We start from the raw sequence: 15,725 nt of genomic DNA, 5'->3' as shown, positions 1-15,725 counted from the left end.
CGTCCAGCCCGGTCGCCGGACGTCTAGCCTGGTCGCGGTCCGGGTGCAGGCCCGGGCCGCGGCCGGTGCCGTCGACCACAAGGAGCGCAGAGCCGTGATCGCAGCCTTTTCGGTGACCCCGCTGGGGATCGGCGAGGACGTGGGGGAGGCGGTGGCCGCCGCCGTCCGGGTGGTCCGGGAGAGCGGTCTCCCGAACCGCACGGACGCGATGTTCACCAGCATCGAGGGGGAGTGGGACGAGGTGATGCCGGTGATCAGGGCGGCGATCGAGGCGGTGAAGGCGCATAGCAACCGGGTGAGCACGGTCATCAAGATCGACGACCGGGCCGGGGTCACCGACGGCCTCACCGCCAAGGTCGCCTCGGTCGAGCGACACCTGGCGGCGGGCGGTCCGTCGGACCGTTGACCGGCCCCGGGCGGTGCGTCAGACCGCCGACGTCGGCCGGACCGCCGGTTCGGCCGACGCCGCCAGGGGCCGGCGGGTGAGCAGGCGGTCCACGGCGTACGGGCCGGAGCCGAGCGCCGCGATGGCCAGGAAGGCCCAGCAGAACAGCACCGAGGGCTCGCCCCCGTTCTGCAGCGGCAGCAGCGCGTGCTCCTGGTGGACGGTGAAGTAGGCGTAGGCCATCGAGCCGGAGCAGAGCAGGGCGGCCACCCTGGTGCCGGCGCCGAGCAGCACCAGGACGCCGCCGACCAGCTGGATCAGCGCGGCCCACCAGCCGGGCCACTGGCCGAGCGGGACGGTGCCGCCGCCCTTGGCGCCGCCGAGCACGCCGAACAGCGAGGCGGCGCCGTGGCAGGCGAAGAGCAGGCCGACGACGATCCGGAACGCCGTCAGCACGACGGGTCTGACGGCGTCGGCGGTCTGCCGGGAGTGGGCGGGACGGGGTGTGGACATGCGAAGCGCCTCCTGTGGGGGAAGGAGGTGGATGTGGGAGCGGTAAGGGTAGCCATGGTCTAGTCCACTTGGCAATGCTCCGTCAGAGATCAGGTCTGGACCACTGATCACCCTTTCTTGACCGACCGATCCAGAAAGGGCTACTGTTCCCGGCATGGCGCGAACGAAGGAATTCGACCCGGACGCGGCGCTGCAGGCGGCCCTGGAGCTGTTCTGGCAGCGCGGCTACGAGGCCACCTCGATGGCCGACCTGGTCGAGCGGCTCGGCATCGCCCGGGCCAGTCTCTACGCGACCTTCGGCAGCAAGCGCGAGCTGTACCTGCGGGCGCTGGAGCGCTACTGCGAGCAGAGCGACTCGGCGCGGCTGGACGACCTGTCCCAGCCGGGCCCGGCGCTGCCGGCGGTCCGCGCGCTGGTCCGCCAGTACGCGACGGCGGAGGAGGGGGAGCGGCGGCTCGGCTGCTTCGTCACCAACACGGCGGTGGAGCTGGCCCCGCACGACCCGGCCGCGTCCCGCCGGGTGGAGGCGAGCTTCGACCGCCTGGAGACGCTGCTCGCCGCCGCCCTGGCGCGGGCCGCCGCGCAGGGCGAACTGCCCGCCGGGCGGGACCCGCGGGCGCTCGCCAGGATGCTGGTGGTGCTGCTCCAGGGCATCCGGGTGGTGGGCAAGACCGCCGACGGCGCGCCCCTGGCGCGGGACGCCGCCGAACAGGCGCTGGCACTGCTGGACTGACACCCGGCCGGCTCGGGCCGGGTCTTCTGCTGGGCTCATACTGGACCGAACGGTCTACATAGGGGGGAGGGTTTTACATGCCCGTCATCGCTACCGGCCGGTACGGCTTCGCGCTGCTCGGCGTCGTCCAGGCGGTGCTGATCTTCACGATCATGATCCTGACCGTGCCGCTGCCGCTGGTGGCACGGGAGTTGGGGCTCGGCCCGTCCGGCGTGCTGCTGCTCAGCGCCGCCTACGGCCTCTCCTTCAGCTCCCTGCTGCTGCTCGGCGGACAGCTGACGGACCGTCACGGCGGGCGCCCGGTGCTCCGCGCCGGCCTGGTGCTGCTCGCCGCCGCCTCGATCGCCTGCGCCCTCGCGCCCGGCTACCCCGTCCTGCTGGCGAGCCGCTTCGTACAGGGCGCGGGCGCGGCCCTCACCGCCCCGGCGGCGGTCGCCGTGGTCCGGGTGCTGCACCCCGAACCGGCCGCCTACCGGCGGGCGATGGCCACCTGGGGCGGCCTGTCGGTGCTCGGCGCCACCGTCGGCAGCGTGGTCTCGGGCGCGGTCGCCGCCGCGGTCTCCTGGCGCTGGCTGTTCGCGGTGCCCGTCCTGGTCGCCCTGGCCGGCCTCGCCCGCTCCGGAACCCTGCCCGCCGCCCTGCCCGCAGCCCCTGGTCATGCCCCCGCCGTCCGCCGACCGGCCCTCGACCTGCCCGGCGCCGCCCTCGCCACCGCCGGTGTCTGCGCGGCGAGTTACGCCCTGGTGGCCTCCACCGAGCAGGGCTGGCGCAGCCCCGGGACGTACGGCCCGCTGGCCGCCGGACTCGCCCTGCTGCTCGCCTTCGCCGCCGTCGAGCGCCGCACCGCCGACCCGCTGCTGCCACCCGGCTTCCTCGCCGACCGGCGCCGCGCCACCGCGCTCGCCGCCGTCATGGCCACCGCCGCCGGCACCGCGCTCACCTTCGTCCTGCTCTCGCTCTACCTCCAGCAGCTGCGCGGCTGGAGCGCCGCGGCCACCTCCGCCGCCTTCGTGCCGTACGCGGTGGTCCTGCTGCTCTCCGGCCGACTGGCCGGCCCGCTGACCGTCCGGTACGGACCGGTGGCGGTCACCGCCGGCGGCCTCGCCGTGGCGGCCGCCGGACTCGGCCTGCTGGCCGGGCTCGCCCCCGGCAGCGGCTACGCGTCCGGCCTGCTGCCCGGACTGCTCCTGCTGCCCGCCGGCGCCGCCGCGGCCTTCGCCGGGGCGGCCGTGCTCGCCACCGGCGGGGTGCCGCCCGAGCGCACCGGGCTGGCCGCCGGAGTGTTCAACACGGCGATGGAACTCGGCCCCACGGCCGGACTGGCCGCTCTGATGGCGCTCGCCGCCACCCGCCCGAGCGTCGTCGGCGGCTACGCCGCGGCCTTCGCGGCGGCCGCCGCGGGGCTGGCGCTGACCGCCGTCGCGGTCGCCGCCCTGTCCCGCGCCACCCCTACCACCCGCACCACCAGCACCACCGCACCCGAACACACCACCCGGATCAAGGAGTTCACCTCATGAGCACGCGTTTCGCCGACAAGTCCGTCCTGGTCACCGGTGCCGGCAGCGGCATCGGCCGGGCCATCGCGCTCGCCTTCGCCCGCGAGGGCGCCCGGGTCGCGGTCGCCGGCCGCACCGCCGGACCGCTCGCCGAGACCGTCGAGCTGATCGAGCGGGCCGGCGGCAAGGCCGCGGCGCTCACCGGCGACGTGACGAACGCCCAGGACGCCGCCCGGCTGGTCGGTGAGACCGTCGAGCGGTTCGGCGGCCTGGACGTCGCCGTCAACAACGCCGGGGTGTTCGGTGCCGCCGGCCCGGTCGCCGACATCGACGAGGCCGAGTGGCAGCGGGTGTTCGGCATCAACGTCACCGGCACCCTGCTCGCCATGCAGCCGCAGATCGCCCACATGCGGGCCCACGGCGGCGGCGCGATCGTCAACGTCTCGTCCAACCTGGGCGCCCACAAGCGGCTCGCGGGCGTCGGGGCCTACGCCGCCAGCAAGGCCGCGGTCACCGTGCTGACCAGGGCCGCCGCCCTCGACCACATCGCCGAGGGCGTGCGGATCAACACCGTCAGCCCCGGCGCGGTGGACACCCCGATGTCCTCCCGGCCGGGCGAGGACGCCGCGACCAAGGCCGGCCGGATGAAGGCCGAGGTCCCGGTCGGCCGGGCCGGGGCGACGGAGGAGGTGGCCGCCGCGGTGCTGTACCTGGCCTCGGACGAGGCGGGCTACACCGTCGGCAGCGACCTCGTCCTGGACGGCGGCTCCTCGGCCTGACCGTCTGACCGCCTGACCGCCTGACCGCCCGATCGCGTGACCGCCTGACGGCCTGACCGCCCGATCGCGTCATCCCCGCCGGGCTACTCGTCCGGCGACTCCCCGGGCACCACCCCGTAGAACGCGTCCAGCGCCTGCGGGGTGCGTGCCCGGACCACCACCCAGGCCTCCTCGGCCACCCCGACCAGCACCTCCGGGCCCTGGTACCAGCGGAAGTGGCGACCGAGCGCCGGCAACTCGCCCAGACCGTCCGGCAGTTCCTCGTCCCAGTCGAGGAAGTCGGTCAGCTCGTGGTCCTCCAGCAGCTTCTCCATCAGCGCCATCGCCGCGGCCGTCGCCGAGAAGCGCTCGTCCCAGGGCTCCCACCGCTCCTGCGACTTGTCCGCCAGGTCGAGCCGGAACACCGTCGGCGGATCCTCCCGGTCGAGGCCGTCCAACGGCACGCCCCAGTGCGCGCAGCCCTGGTTCTCGGCCCGGAACACCAGGGCGCCGTCCAGCACGTGCAGCTCGTCCGGTGTCAGCAGCACGTCCTGGCTGCTGGTCAGGTCCGCCCGGCGGCCGAACAGCCGGTACGCCTCGCGCAGTGCCACCGGCAGCCGCAGGCCCAGCCGCCGCTCGGCGGCGTCCAGCTCCGCGTCCGTGAAGCCGTCGCCGGGCCCCAGCGGCTCGCCCCAGTACGCGGCGAAGCCCCTGACGAGTGCCCAGGCGCCCGCGCGGGAGCGCACACTTTCGGCCATTGCGGCCGGGATGTCGAATTCCGTTTCGTCCACCCGCGCACCGTACGCCACCCCTCCGACAGCGCGGTGGGTCGCCCAACTGGCCCTCTGCCGCCGGTTCGCCGCCCGTCCGGGCACGACCGGCCGGATCTGACGCGAACGCGTAATCCCCGCGACACCCGTTGATCACCGCGGGGTTTCCGCGCCGTCGTTCGGGCAAGACACGGTTTCGGCCGGAACCGACATCACGAAAGGCGGACGCGCGACACATGCCGACCGCACCGCACACCGGGCCCCTCCCGGCCCGTCGAAGCCGCTGGGGAGAACACGGGCTGGCCTGGGCCTTCCTGCTGCCCTCCCTGGTGGTCTTCGTCCTCTTCATCGGCTACCCGCTGGGACGGACCCTCTACCTCAGCGGGCACGCCAACGACCTCTTCGGCGCGCCCTCCCGCTACGTCGGGTTCAAGCACTACACCGACCTCTTCGCCTCGGCCGACTTCGTCCGCACCCTCACGACCACGGCACTGTTCACCCTGCTCACCGTGGTGCCCGGGGTGCTCGGCGCGCTGGTGCTGGTGCTGCTCCTGGAGAACCGGATCCGGGGCGTGCGACTGCTGCGCTCGGCCTTCGCGCTGCCCTTCGCGTTCTCGGTGGCCAGCGCCTCGGTGGTGTTCGCGGTGTTCTTCAACCCCGCCAGCGGGGTGCTCAACGGGCTGCTCTCGCACGTGGGCCTCGGCCCGATCGGCTGGCTGACCGACTCCCGGTACGCCCTGCTCTCGGTGGCCGTCACCACGGTCTGGATGAACCTCGGCTACAACGTGCTGGTGCTCTCCGCGGGCATCGGCTCGATCCCGGGGGAGATCCTGGAGGCGGCCCGCATCGACGGCGCCTCCGGCCTGCGGCTGGCCCGTTCGATCACCGTCCCGATGCTCGGTCCGAACCTGTTCTTCCTGACCGTGGTCTCCACCGTCCACGCGCTCCAGAGCTTCGGCCAGATCCACATCCTCACCAAGGGCGGGCCGGACGGCTCCACCCGGACCCTCGTCTACTCCGTCTACGAGAAGGCCTTCGCCTACGGCTCCAGCGACTTCGGCACCGCGAGCGCCCAGGCCGTGGTGCTGCTCGTGGTCGTCCTCGCCTGCACGGCCGTCCAGTTCGGCGTCCTGGAGCGGAAGGTGCACTACGCATGACCACCCTCACCACCGAGGCCGAGCCGAAGGCCGGGGCGCCCCGTCCGCCCGCCCGCGCCCGCGCCCTCGCCGGGCGCTCCGCGCGCGACCTGCTCGGCCGCGCCGCCGTCTACCTGCTGCTCGCCGTCGCCGTCGTCACCGTGGCCTTCCCGGTCTACTACGCCGTCGCCGGCGCCTTCATGGGCCCGTCCGAGCTCTCCTCCTACCCGCCGGCCCTGGTGCCGCACTCGGTCACCGGACGGAACTTCTCCGGCGCCGTGGACGCCATCCCGCTGGCCCGCCAGTACGCCAACTCGGCGATCGTGGCGACCGTCATCACCCTCGCCCAGCTGTTCACCTCGGTCCTCGCCGCGTACGCCTTCGTCTTCCTGCCGATGAAGGCCCGCGCCGTGGTGTTCGGGGTGTTCCTGGCCACCCTGATGGTCCCGTGGGAGGCCATCATCATCCCCAACTACCTGACGCTGTCCGGCTGGGGGCTCGGCAACACCTACTTCGGCCTGGTGCTGCCCTTCCTGGCCTCCGGCTTCGGCACCTTCATGCTGCGCCAGGCCTTCCGCCAGCTGCCCGGCGAACTGCGCGACGCCGCCCGGATCGACGGGGCCGGCCACTGGCGCTTCCTGTGGCGGATCGTCGTCCCGCTCAACAAGCCGGCCCTCGCGGCGCTGTCGATCTACGTCTTCCTGTCGGCGTGGAACCAGTACTTCTGGCCGCTGATCATCACCCGCACGGCGAACATGCAGACCCTCCAGATCGGCCTCACCTCGCTGCGCGACGCCGAGATGGCCGACCCCGGGCTGATCCTGGCCGGCGTCGTGCTCTCCCTGCTGCCCACCCTCGCCCTGGTGGTCTTCGGCCAGCGCTTCATCGTCCGCGGCCTCACCGCGGGCGCGGTCCGCTGACCGTGCCCCTCCCGCTCCTCCTGTGTCCCCCCTCCTCGAACGCTCGAAAGAGAGAACCCTCGTGAAGAAGAGTGCGCGCGCGCTCGCTGCCCTGCTGGTGGCCGGCCTGTCCCTGACCGCCTGCAGCTCCAGCGGCTCCGATTCCGGCTCCGGCGGCTCCGCCGACGCCGGCGCGCCCGGCGCCCAGGCGCTCGACCAGGCCTCCGGTGTCACCAGCGTCGAGTTCTGGCACTCGATGACCGGCAAGAACGCCGAGGTGCTGAACGGGCTGGTCGGCCAGTTCAACGCCGCCCACCAGGGCAAGATCGAGGTCAAGGCGCAGTTCCAGGGCAAGTACGACGAGCTGGTCACCAAGTACAAGGCCGCGGTGCAGCAGAAGGGCACCCCCGCCCTGGCGCAGGTCTACGACATCGGCACCCGGTTCATGATCGACTCCAAGCAGACCGTCCCGGCCCAGGCCTTCGCCGACAAGGACGGCTACTCGCTGGACGACCTGGACGCCAACATCCGCAACTACTACTCGGTCGGCGGCAAGCTCCAGGCGATGCCGTTCAACTCCTCGATGCCGCTGCTCTACCTGAACACCGACGCCTTCAAGGAGGCCGGCCTCGACCCGGCCCAGGCCCCCAAGGACCTGGCCGAGCTGGGCGAGCTGGCCAAGAAGCTGACCAAGAAGGACGGCGACGGCAAGACCGTCCGGTACGGCTTCGGCGCCGCCATCTACGGCTGGTTCGTCGAGCAGCTGCTCGCCGAGTCTGGCACCATGTACTGCGACAACGACAACGGCCGCGGCAACAAGGCGGGCAAGGTCGTCTTCGACTCCGCCCAGGGCGCCCAGATCGTCCAGTGGTGGGCCGACCTGGTCAAGGGCGGCTACGCGGCCAACACCGGCCGCACCACCGACGACGCCCAGGCCGCGTTCAAGGCCGGTACGGTCGCGATGCACCTGGAGTCCACCGGCGTGCTGCGCGGCTACACCGAGGCCGCGAAGTTCGGCGTCGGCACCGCGGCCTTCCCGAAGGTCACCGCCGCCGACCAGGGCGGCCCGGTGATCGGCGGCGCCTCGCTGTGGATCAGCGGCCCCGGCCACTCCGACGCCGAGAAGCGCGCCGCCTGGGAGTTCGAGAAGTTCGTCTCCGCCCCCGAGCAGCAGGCCGTCTGGCACACCGGCACCGGCTACTTCCCGGTCAACACCAAGGCCCTGGACGACCCCAAGGACAAGGAGTGGGTGGCCAAGTACCCGCAGTTCCAGACCGCGATCGACCAGCTGAAGGCCACCAAGCCGACCCCGGCCACGGCCGGCTGCCTGCTCGGCGTGATGCCGCAGGCACGCAAGGGCGTGGAGACCGCGATCGAGCAGACCATCGCCGGCACCAAGCCCGCCCAGCAGGCCCTGGCCGACGCGGCCAAGGAGCTCCAGCCGGCGATCGAGAGCTACAACAGCTCGGTCGGCTGACCTCCTGGCCCACGACGACGGCCCGCCCCGCGCACCACGCGCGGGGCGGGCCGCCGCCGTTCGTCGGTCCGCCGCGGGCGGGCATGCGCGGGCTAGGCGGAGAGCGCCTCGCCGTCCTCCGAGGGGGCGCACGCGGCCGCCAGTTCGTCCAGGGACAGGTCGAGCGCGAAGGCCAGCGCCGCGATGGTGAAGAAGGACGGCGTCGGCGCCCGGCCGGTCTCGATCTTCCGCAGCGTCTCCGCCGAGACGCCGGCCACCGCCGCCACCTCGACCATGCTGCGCTCGCCGCGCGCCTCGCGCAGCAGCGCCCCGAAGTGCTCGCCGCGCTCGCGCTCCCACGGGGTCAGCGGAGTCCTCACCATGCCGACGAGTCTAGGGCCTGTCTTCAAGCTCCCGTCTGCGGGGCGCCGCCGGGGCACGCACCTCGCCGCGTTGTCGTCGGTCGCCAATGCTCCGCAGTGGCTCCCTCCTCCGCCTTGCGATGCACGCACCCCAACGCCGCCCCGCCCGCCCTCCGGGCGGACGACGGGAGCTTGAAGACAGGCCCAGGCCCTCCCGCCCTGGGGCGTCCCACCCCCACGACCGTGATACAAATACCGGTATAAGAATTGGATCCAGGGGAGAGAAGCACCATGGTCGAACTCAAGTCGGACGCCGGGCTGGCCGCGATGCGCGAGGCCGGGCGGGTGGTGGCGGACGCGCTGGCGGCCGTCCGGGAGCAGGCGGCGGTCGGGGTGAGCCTGCTGGAGCTGGACGAGGTGGCGCGGGGCGTGCTCAAGGCGGCCGGGGCCACCTCGCCGTTCCTCGGCTACCGTCCGGCCTTCGCGCCCGTCCCGTTCCCGGCCGTCATCTGCGCCTCGGTGAACGACGCCGTGGTGCACGGCATCCCGGACGGCTACCGGCTGCGCGACGGCGACCTGGTGAGCATCGACTGCGGCGCCCTCCTGGACGGCTGGGCCGGGGACGCGGCGGTCAGCTTCACCGTCGGCACCGCCCGGCCCGAGGACACCGCTCTGATCGAGACCACCCGGCGCGCCCTGGAGGCCGGCATCGCCGCCGCCGTGGTCGGCAACCGCACCGGCGACATCGCCCACGCCATCGGCGCCGTCGCCCGCGCCGGCCGGTACGGCCTGCTGGGCGGCTACGGCGGCCACGGCATCGGCCGCCGGATGCACGAGGACCCGCACGTGCCCAACGAGGGCCGCCCGGGCCGGGGTTACCCGCTGCGCCCCGGCCTGGTGCTGGCGATCGAGCCGATGCTGCTGGCCGGCGGCCGCGACGACCACCGCACCGACCCGGACGGCTGGACCCTGCGCACCGTCGACGGCGCCCGGGCCGCCCACATCGAGCACACCGTCGCCATCACCGAGGACGGCCCGCGGATCCTCACCCTGCCCTGATCCGGAAGGACTTAGGCTCGGGCCATGACCAAAGCTGTGATGTTCGACTTCTCCGGCACCCTCTTCAGGGTCGTCTCCACCGCCGAGTGGCTGGCGGCCCACCTCGCCGCCACCGGCCTCGCCCTGCCCGCCGGGGAGGAGGCCGAACTGATAGCCCGGCTGGAGGAGTTCGGCGCCCTGCCCGGCGGTGTGCCGCCGCGCCGCATCCCGCCGGAGGTCCAGCAGGCCTGGGACACCCGCGACTTGACCCCCGAGCTGCATCGCACCGCGTACACCGCGCTGACCCGCGCCGCCGAGCCGCCCGCGGCCCTCGACGTGGACGCCCTCTACGAGTCCCACCTGGCGCCCGCGAGTTGGCGCCCGTACCCGGACGCCGCCCCCGTGCTGCGCGAGCTGCGCCGCCGGGGCGTGCCGGTCGCCGTGGTGAGCAACATCGCCTGGGACCTGCGGCCGGTGTTCCGCGCGTACGGCCTGGAGGAGCTGGTCGACGTCTACGTGCTGTCCTACGAGGTCGGCGCCCAGAAGCCCGACCCGGTGATCTTCGAGACCGCCTGCGAGCGGCTCGGCCTCGCCCCGGCGGACGTCCTGATGGTCGGCGACGACCGGACCTGCGACGGCGGCGCGACCGCGCTCGGCTGCGGCTTCCACCCGGTCGAGCACCTGCCGGTCGACCGGCGGCCGGACGCCCTCACGCCGCTGCTGGCCGTCCTGTCCGGGTGATCCGGGTGATCCGGGGTGGGACGGGCGGGACGGGTGACGGAGGACACGAGGTGGTGCCCCGGGGGCCCGGAGTACCGTGCGGGGCATGAGTGATCAGGACTTCACCACGCACATCACCGTCCGCGGGTACGAGACGGACTCCCAGGGGCACCTGAACCAGGCGGTCTACCTCCAGTACGCCGAGCACGCCCGCTGGGAGTACCTCCGGGCGGCCGGGATCCGCCAGGCGGACCTGGTCGCCGAGGGGGTCGGCCCGGTGGTCCTGGAGACCACGGTCAAGTACCTGCGGGAGCTGCGCGCGGGCGACTCGGTGGCGGTCAGCTGCTCGTTCACCTGGCGGGACGGCAAGACCTTCCAGGTGGTGCAGCGGCTGGTCCGCGAGGACGGCGTGCTGGCGGCCGAGATCACCGGTGTCGGCGGCATCCTCGACCTGGCGGAGCGCAGGCTGGTCGCCGACCCGCGCGAGCCGCTGCGCGCCCTGGCCGCCGAACCGGGCCTGCTCGGCCTCTGAGCCGGACCGGACCCCGCCGTACCGCTCCCACCACCCCCACCCCGCGCGGCCGGAGACCGCGGCCGGAAGCGGTCTCCGCCCCCTCCCCGACGCCCGGGGGATTTCCCCACCCCCGACCGGCCCGCTGCCCGCATGGTTCCAAGTCCCGTGCCCCAGCAGACTCTTGGGCATGACGAAGCCCACCCGAACCACACCCGCCCGCACCGTCACCGCCGCGTTCACCGCGGCCGCCGCCCTGGCCGTGACCGCGCTGAGCGCCCTGCCCGCCGGTGCGGCCGAGAGCGCGAACCCCGGGCGGGACGGCCTCGCCTGGGCCGCGTGTCCGGGCGCCCCGGCCGACAGCCCCCAACGGTGCGCCGAGGTCACCGTCCCGCTGGACTACGCCGATCCGGACGGCGCCCGCGTCACCCTCGCCGTCTCCCGGATCAGCGCCGCCGAGCCCGGCCGGCGCCGAGGCGTCCTGCTGGCCGTCCCCGGCGGACCGGGAGGTTCCAGCCTCGACCTCGTCCACGGCATGGCCGGGCGCCTGCCCCAGTCCGTCCGGGACCGCTACGACGTGGTCGGCTTCGACCCGCGCGGCGTCGGCCGCTCCACCCCGGTCAGCTGCGGCCTCGACCCCGCCGACCTGTCGATGGTCAAACTGCGTCCCTGGCCGGCCGCCGACGGCTCGATCGACGGGAACCTGGCCACCGCCCGCCGCGTCGCCGACACCTGCGCGCGCAACGGCGGCCCGGTGCTGCGCAGCATCTCCACCGCCAACGAGGCCCGCGACCTCGACGGCATCCGCCGCGCCCTCGGCGAGCGCCGGCTCTCCCTCTGGGGCGTCTCGTACGGCACCTACGCGGGCGCCGTCTACACCACCATGTTCCCGGAGCGGACCGACCGGGTCGTGCTGGACAGCAACGACGACCCGGACCCGTCGCGGGTCGGGCGCGGCTGGCTGGACGCCTACGGCCGGGGCGTCGAGGACCGCTTCCCGGACTTCGCGAGGTGGGCGTCCGCGCCGGACAACCCGGACCGGGTCGCGGACACCCCCGAGGAGGTCCGCCCGCTCTTCCTCGACCTCGCCGCCCGCCTCGACCGGGCCCCGCTGCCCTGGCCGGGCGCCAACCCGGAGGAGCTGAACGGCAACGTGCTGCGCCAGACCCTGCTGGACGGCATGAACGCGGACGCCCGCTTCCCGGACGTCGCGGGGCTGATGCTGGCCGGGCTCGGCCGCCGTCCGCTGCCCGCCCCGGTGGTGCCGCCGGAGGCGGCGGTGCAGAACACCATCGCCGTCTCGGTCGGGACCCTCTGCAACGACGTCCGGTGGCCCGCCGACCCGGCCGGCTACGCCAAGGCCGTGACCGCCGACCGCGCCGCCCGCCCGCTCACCGCCGGCCTGCCGGTGAACGTGATGCCCTGCGCCTTCTGGCCGTTCGCGCCCGCCGAGCCGCCGGTGCGGGTCACCGACCGGGGCCCGTCCAACGTGCTGCTCACGCAGAACCTGCGCGACCCCGCGACGCCGTACACCGGCGCGCTCAAGCTGCGTGCGGCGTTCGGCGACCGGGCGCGGATGGTGACGGTGGACTCGGGCGGCCACGACGTGTACCGGGCCAACGGGAACGCCTGCGGCGACGAGGTGGTGACGGACTACCTGGTCACCGGCCACCGCCCGGCCCGGGACGTCTTCTGCCCGGCCGGCTGAGCGGGTTCGGCTGAGCGGAACCGGCCGAGCGAGGTCGGCCGGGCGGCGCGCGGGGCAACGGGCCGTGGACGAACGGTCCTTGCCCCGTCGTGCACGCCCGTTCGACCCTCGGGAATGAGTCGAATCCGTCGCGATTTTGTGACAATCCTTCGCCAACACCCGCTCCCCACGGCCTGTTCACGGCCGTAATGTTCGATCTATGTCACCGAAGAGCCGCATACCCGCCGCTTCGGACCCGGGCGACACCTGGGTGCCGCGACCGAGGCGCCGCGAGACCCCGATCGGCTTCCTGGGCCACGCGGCCACCTTCCTCGGCTCCAGCGTGCTGGGCGGGGTGCTGCTGGCGGGCCTGATCCTCCCGGCGGCCGGGGCGGTCGGGCTCGGCGCGAAGAACGGCGCCGAGGGCTTCGAGAGCATCCCCGACGACTTCAGGACCCCGCCGCTGAGCCAGGCGACGCAGATCTTCGACGCCAACGGCGGCCTGATCGCCAAGGTCTACGAGCGCGACCGCACCGTCATACCCGCCGACCAGATGTCCCCGCTGATCCGCACGGCGCAGGTGGACATCGAGGACGCCCGGTTCTACGAGCACGGCGCCGTCGACCTCAAGGGCATCCTGCGCGCGATCACCAAGAACGCGGAGAGCGGCGCCGCCGTCCAGGGCGCCTCCACCCTGACCCAGCAGTACGTGAAGAACGTCAACGTGGAGAAGGCCGGGGACGACGCGGACGCGGTGCGCGAGGCGCAGCGCAAGACCCTCGGCCGCAAGATCCAGGAACTCCGGTACGCCATCAAGCTGGAGGAGGACCTGAGCAAGGAGCAGATCCTCACCAACTACCTCAACATCACCTTCTACGGCCACCAGGCGTACGGCATCCAGGCCGCCTCCCAGCGCTACTTCAGCAAGGACGCCAAGGACCTCAGCCTGCCCGAGGCGGCGATGCTCGCCGGGCTGGTGCAGAACCCGTCCCAGTACGACCCGAAGCTGCACCCGGTGGCCGCGCAGAAGCGCCGCGACACCGTCATCGACAAGATGGTGGAGAACAAGCACATCACCGCGGACCAGGCCAGGGAGGCGAAGGCCGCCCCGCTCGGCCTCAACTACCGGGACCCGCAGAACGGTTGCATCACCGCCAAGGCCGGCATGGGCTTCTTCTGCGACTACGTGCGGCACGTGGTCAAGCAGGACCCGGTGTTCGGCAAGAGCTCGGCCGAACGCAAGAAGCTGTGGGACACCGGCGGCCTGAACATCTACACCACGATGGACCCGGACAAGCAGGCCGCCGCCCAGAACGCCGTCTCCACCAAGGTGTACGTCACCGACCCGGTCTCGGCCGCGATGACGATGGTCGAGCCCGGCAGCGGCAAGATCCTGTCGATGGCGCAGACCCGCCCGTACGGCCTGGCCAAGGAGAAGAACGAGACCGTCGTCAACTACAACGTGGACGCGGCGATGGGCGGTGGCATCGGCTTCCAGCCCGGCTCCAACTTCAAGCCGATCGTGGCCGCCGCGGCCCTGGAGGCCGGCCTGTCGCCCACCCAGCGGTACGACTCGCCGAACCGGATGGACTGGCCGACGATGAAGACCTGCGACGGCACCTGGAAGAACCTCAGCAAGGGCAAGAAGGAGGGGACCATCCCCAACGAGAGCGCCGGTGAGGTCGGCCCGTACGAGCTCAAGCAGGCCATGGCGCTCTCCGTGAACACCTACTTCGTGCAGATGGAGCAGGAGATCGGCCTCTGCGCGGTCAAGCAGATGGCCAACAAGCTGGGCATGGAGGGCAAGGCGAACGGCGAGCCGCTCCAGGAACTGCCCGCGCTCGGCCTCGGCACCCAGGAGGTCAGCCCGCTGACCATGGCCAACGTGTACGCGACCTTCGCCGCCCGGGGCACCTACTGCGCGCCGCTGGCGATCAACAGGATCACCACCGTGGACGGCACCGACGTCCCGGTGCCCCCGGTCCGCTGCTCCCCGGCGATGTCCGAGGACACCGCCGACGTGATCAACAGCGTGCTGCTCGGGGTGACCGAGAAGGGCGGCACGGCGCGCGACCTCGGCCTGGACGACGGCCGCCAGATCGCGGGCAAGACCGGGACGACGGACGAGAAGAAGTCGGCCTGGTTCACCGGCTACACGGGCAACCTGGCGGGCTCGGTCTGGCTGGGCAGCCCGGGCACCAAGGTGCCGATGCGCAACATCCGGATCGGCGGCAAGTACCAGGCCGAGGTCTTCGGCGCCACCGGCCCCGGGCCGATCTGGCAGCAGGCGATGAGCGACGCCGTCCGGAGCATGCCGGAGAAGCCGTTCGCCACCGTCCGCATCCCGGACCCGCCCCGGCGGGACGCCAACTGCACCACCGCCAGCGGCTCGCCGGGCTCGGTCACCTGCAGCGGCGCGCCCGCCACCGGGGGCCCGGGGAACACCGGCCGGCCGCGCGACACCGGCCCGACGACCGGCCGCACCGCGCCGTCCGCCCCGCCCGGCACCACCGACCCGTCGGACCAGTGACCCCGAGGAGCAGCGACTCCGAGCAGCGGTGACCCCGAGCAGCGGTGACCCCGACGACCGGTGAACTGCCCGGCCCCGCCTGAGTACCCGTACCCAGGCGGGGCCGGCTACCGCGCCTCGACCGGTTCGCCGCTGTCCTGGTCGAGGTTGAACACCCGCCGGTAGGAGTCGGTCACCACGGTGATCTGCGAGCGCCCGGTCCAGCTCGCCTCCACCAGCCGGGCGTCGCCCGGGCGCCGGCCGATGTCCGCCAGCGACCAGCGCCGGGCCGACCAGCCCTCGCCGCTCTCCAGCAGCACCTGCCAGCGCTCGTCCGGGCCCGGCCCGGTGGCGTACGAGCGGTGCACCACCACCAGGGCCCGCTCGGCCCCGGCCGGGGCGTCCTCCCGGCTGCGGGTCTCGGCCGCCGACACCTTGTGCGCGGCCAGCACGCCGAGCAGGAACACCACCCCGGCGGTCACCGTGACCGCCCGGGTGGCCGTCCGCACGGCGGCGCGCGGGTCGCTCAGCCAGGCGGCCGCGATCAGCGCCGCCAGCGCCCCGCCGATCAGCAGTTCCGGCTGGTTGAGCAGGTCGGCGACCAGCATCAGCCCGCCCGAGCGGCTCTCCCACTGCCCCTCGGTGTAGAGCAGGACGGCGGCCAGCCCGCTGCCCGCCAGCAGCCGGACCAGGACGCGCCTGGTCCGGGACGTCCGTCGGTTCATCGTCCCCCGGTTCATCGTCCCCGCGCC

At 73.4% G+C, this 15,725-nt stretch carries 16 protein-coding genes; 12 read left to right on the top strand and 4 right to left on the bottom strand.

Annotation, left to right across the window (positions count from 1 at the left end):
• The first annotated feature begins 94 nt into the window (after positions 1–94).
• Entirely contained in the window at positions 95–406 is a 312-nt protein-coding gene (locus ACLWS4_RS22985; protein WP_049652700.1) for an MTH1187 family thiamine-binding protein, read from the top strand.
• 18 nt (positions 407–424) lie between these two features.
• Here ACLWS4_RS22985 and ACLWS4_RS22980 read toward each other — a convergent pair whose 3' ends face one another.
• Positions 425–898 carry a DoxX family protein gene (locus ACLWS4_RS22980; RefSeq protein ID WP_049652696.1) on the bottom strand — a complete coding sequence of 158 codons (474 nt, stop codon included), beginning with the start codon at positions 896–898 and terminating at the stop codon, positions 425–427.
• A 154-nt stretch (positions 899–1,052) separates the two neighbouring features.
• On the opposite strand from ACLWS4_RS22980, the gene ACLWS4_RS22975 reads away from it, so the two are divergent.
• From ACLWS4_RS22975 to ACLWS4_RS22965, 3 genes are all read left to right on the top strand, one after another.
• A complete protein-coding gene (locus ACLWS4_RS22975) occupies positions 1,053–1,631 on the top strand; it encodes a TetR/AcrR family transcriptional regulator (protein WP_074003635.1) in 579 nt (192 codons plus the stop codon).
• 77 nt (positions 1,632–1,708) lie between these two features.
• Positions 1,709–3,148, top strand: a complete 1,440-nt coding sequence (locus ACLWS4_RS22970; protein ID WP_416875094.1) for an MFS transporter — start codon at positions 1,709–1,711, stop codon at positions 3,146–3,148.
• A complete protein-coding gene (locus ACLWS4_RS22965; RefSeq protein WP_380779591.1) occupies positions 3,145–3,906 on the top strand; it encodes an SDR family NAD(P)-dependent oxidoreductase in 762 nt (253 codons plus the stop codon). The genes ACLWS4_RS22970 and ACLWS4_RS22965 overlap by 4 nt, the downstream gene beginning before the upstream one ends.
• Positions 3,907–3,989: 83 nt before the next feature.
• Here ACLWS4_RS22965 and ACLWS4_RS22960 read toward each other — a convergent pair whose 3' ends face one another.
• Positions 3,990–4,676, bottom strand: a complete 687-nt coding sequence (locus tag ACLWS4_RS22960) for an SMI1/KNR4 family protein (RefSeq protein ID WP_387971047.1) — start codon at positions 4,674–4,676, stop codon at positions 3,990–3,992.
• Between the two features lie 215 nt (positions 4,677–4,891).
• Between ACLWS4_RS22960 and ACLWS4_RS22955 the strand changes: the two genes are divergently transcribed.
• From ACLWS4_RS22955 to ACLWS4_RS22945, 3 genes are all read left to right on the top strand, one after another.
• A complete protein-coding gene (locus ACLWS4_RS22955; protein WP_049655615.1) occupies positions 4,892–5,812 on the top strand; it encodes a carbohydrate ABC transporter permease in 921 nt (306 codons plus the stop codon).
• Positions 5,809–6,711 carry a carbohydrate ABC transporter permease gene (locus ACLWS4_RS22950; RefSeq protein WP_079272327.1) on the top strand — a complete coding sequence of 301 codons (903 nt, stop codon included), beginning with the start codon at positions 5,809–5,811 and terminating at the stop codon, positions 6,709–6,711. Before ACLWS4_RS22955 ends, ACLWS4_RS22950 begins: the two co-directional genes overlap by 4 nt.
• Before the next feature lie 61 nt (positions 6,712–6,772).
• Positions 6,773–8,167, top strand: coding sequence for an ABC transporter substrate-binding protein (locus tag ACLWS4_RS22945; RefSeq protein ID WP_416875093.1), 1,395 nt, complete (start codon positions 6,773–6,775; stop codon positions 8,165–8,167).
• A 92-nt stretch (positions 8,168–8,259) separates the two neighbouring features.
• On the opposite strand, the gene ACLWS4_RS22940 is transcribed toward ACLWS4_RS22945, so the two are convergent.
• Positions 8,260–8,529 carry a helix-turn-helix domain-containing protein gene (locus tag ACLWS4_RS22940; RefSeq protein WP_049655616.1) on the bottom strand — a complete coding sequence of 90 codons (270 nt, stop codon included), beginning with the start codon at positions 8,527–8,529 and terminating at the stop codon, positions 8,260–8,262.
• A 270-nt stretch (positions 8,530–8,799) separates the two neighbouring features.
• On the opposite strand from ACLWS4_RS22940, the gene map reads away from it, so the two are divergent.
• From map to ACLWS4_RS22915, 5 genes are all read left to right on the top strand, one after another.
• The gene (gene map / locus ACLWS4_RS22935; RefSeq protein ID WP_380781058.1) at positions 8,800–9,567 is read left to right on the top strand and encodes a type I methionyl aminopeptidase; all 768 of its coding nucleotides are present in this window, start codon (positions 8,800–8,802) and stop codon (positions 9,565–9,567) included.
• Positions 9,568–9,591: 24 nt separating this feature from the next.
• Positions 9,592–10,287, top strand: a complete 696-nt coding sequence (locus tag ACLWS4_RS22930) for an HAD-IA family hydrolase (RefSeq protein ID WP_416875092.1) — start codon at positions 9,592–9,594, stop codon at positions 10,285–10,287.
• Between the two features lie 85 nt (positions 10,288–10,372).
• On the top strand, positions 10,373–10,798 hold the full coding sequence (locus tag ACLWS4_RS22925) for an acyl-CoA thioesterase (protein ID WP_416875091.1): 426 nt from the start codon (positions 10,373–10,375) through the stop codon (positions 10,796–10,798).
• Positions 10,799–10,967: 169 nt separating this feature from the next.
• The gene (locus tag ACLWS4_RS22920; RefSeq protein ID WP_416875090.1) at positions 10,968–12,485 is read left to right on the top strand and encodes an alpha/beta hydrolase; all 1,518 of its coding nucleotides are present in this window, start codon (positions 10,968–10,970) and stop codon (positions 12,483–12,485) included.
• Positions 12,486–12,684: 199 nt separating this feature from the next.
• Positions 12,685–14,994, top strand: a complete 2,310-nt coding sequence (locus ACLWS4_RS22915; protein ID WP_416875089.1) for a transglycosylase domain-containing protein — start codon at positions 12,685–12,687, stop codon at positions 14,992–14,994.
• A 107-nt stretch (positions 14,995–15,101) separates the two neighbouring features.
• Here the strand turns inward: ACLWS4_RS22915 and ACLWS4_RS22910 are convergent, their stop codons facing one another.
• Complete coding sequence (locus tag ACLWS4_RS22910) at positions 15,102–15,698, bottom strand: hypothetical protein (RefSeq protein ID WP_049660092.1); 597 nt, start codon at positions 15,696–15,698, stop codon at positions 15,102–15,104.
• Positions 15,699–15,725: the final 27 nt, after the last annotated feature.

The organism is Kitasatospora sp. SC0581 (assembly GCF_048159585.1).
In the GTDB taxonomy this organism is placed as follows: Bacteria; Actinomycetota; Actinomycetes; order Streptomycetales; family Streptomycetaceae; genus Kitasatospora.
The sequence above is the reverse complement of the archived record's forward strand: the minus strand, read 5'-3'. Positions and strand labels throughout refer to the sequence as shown.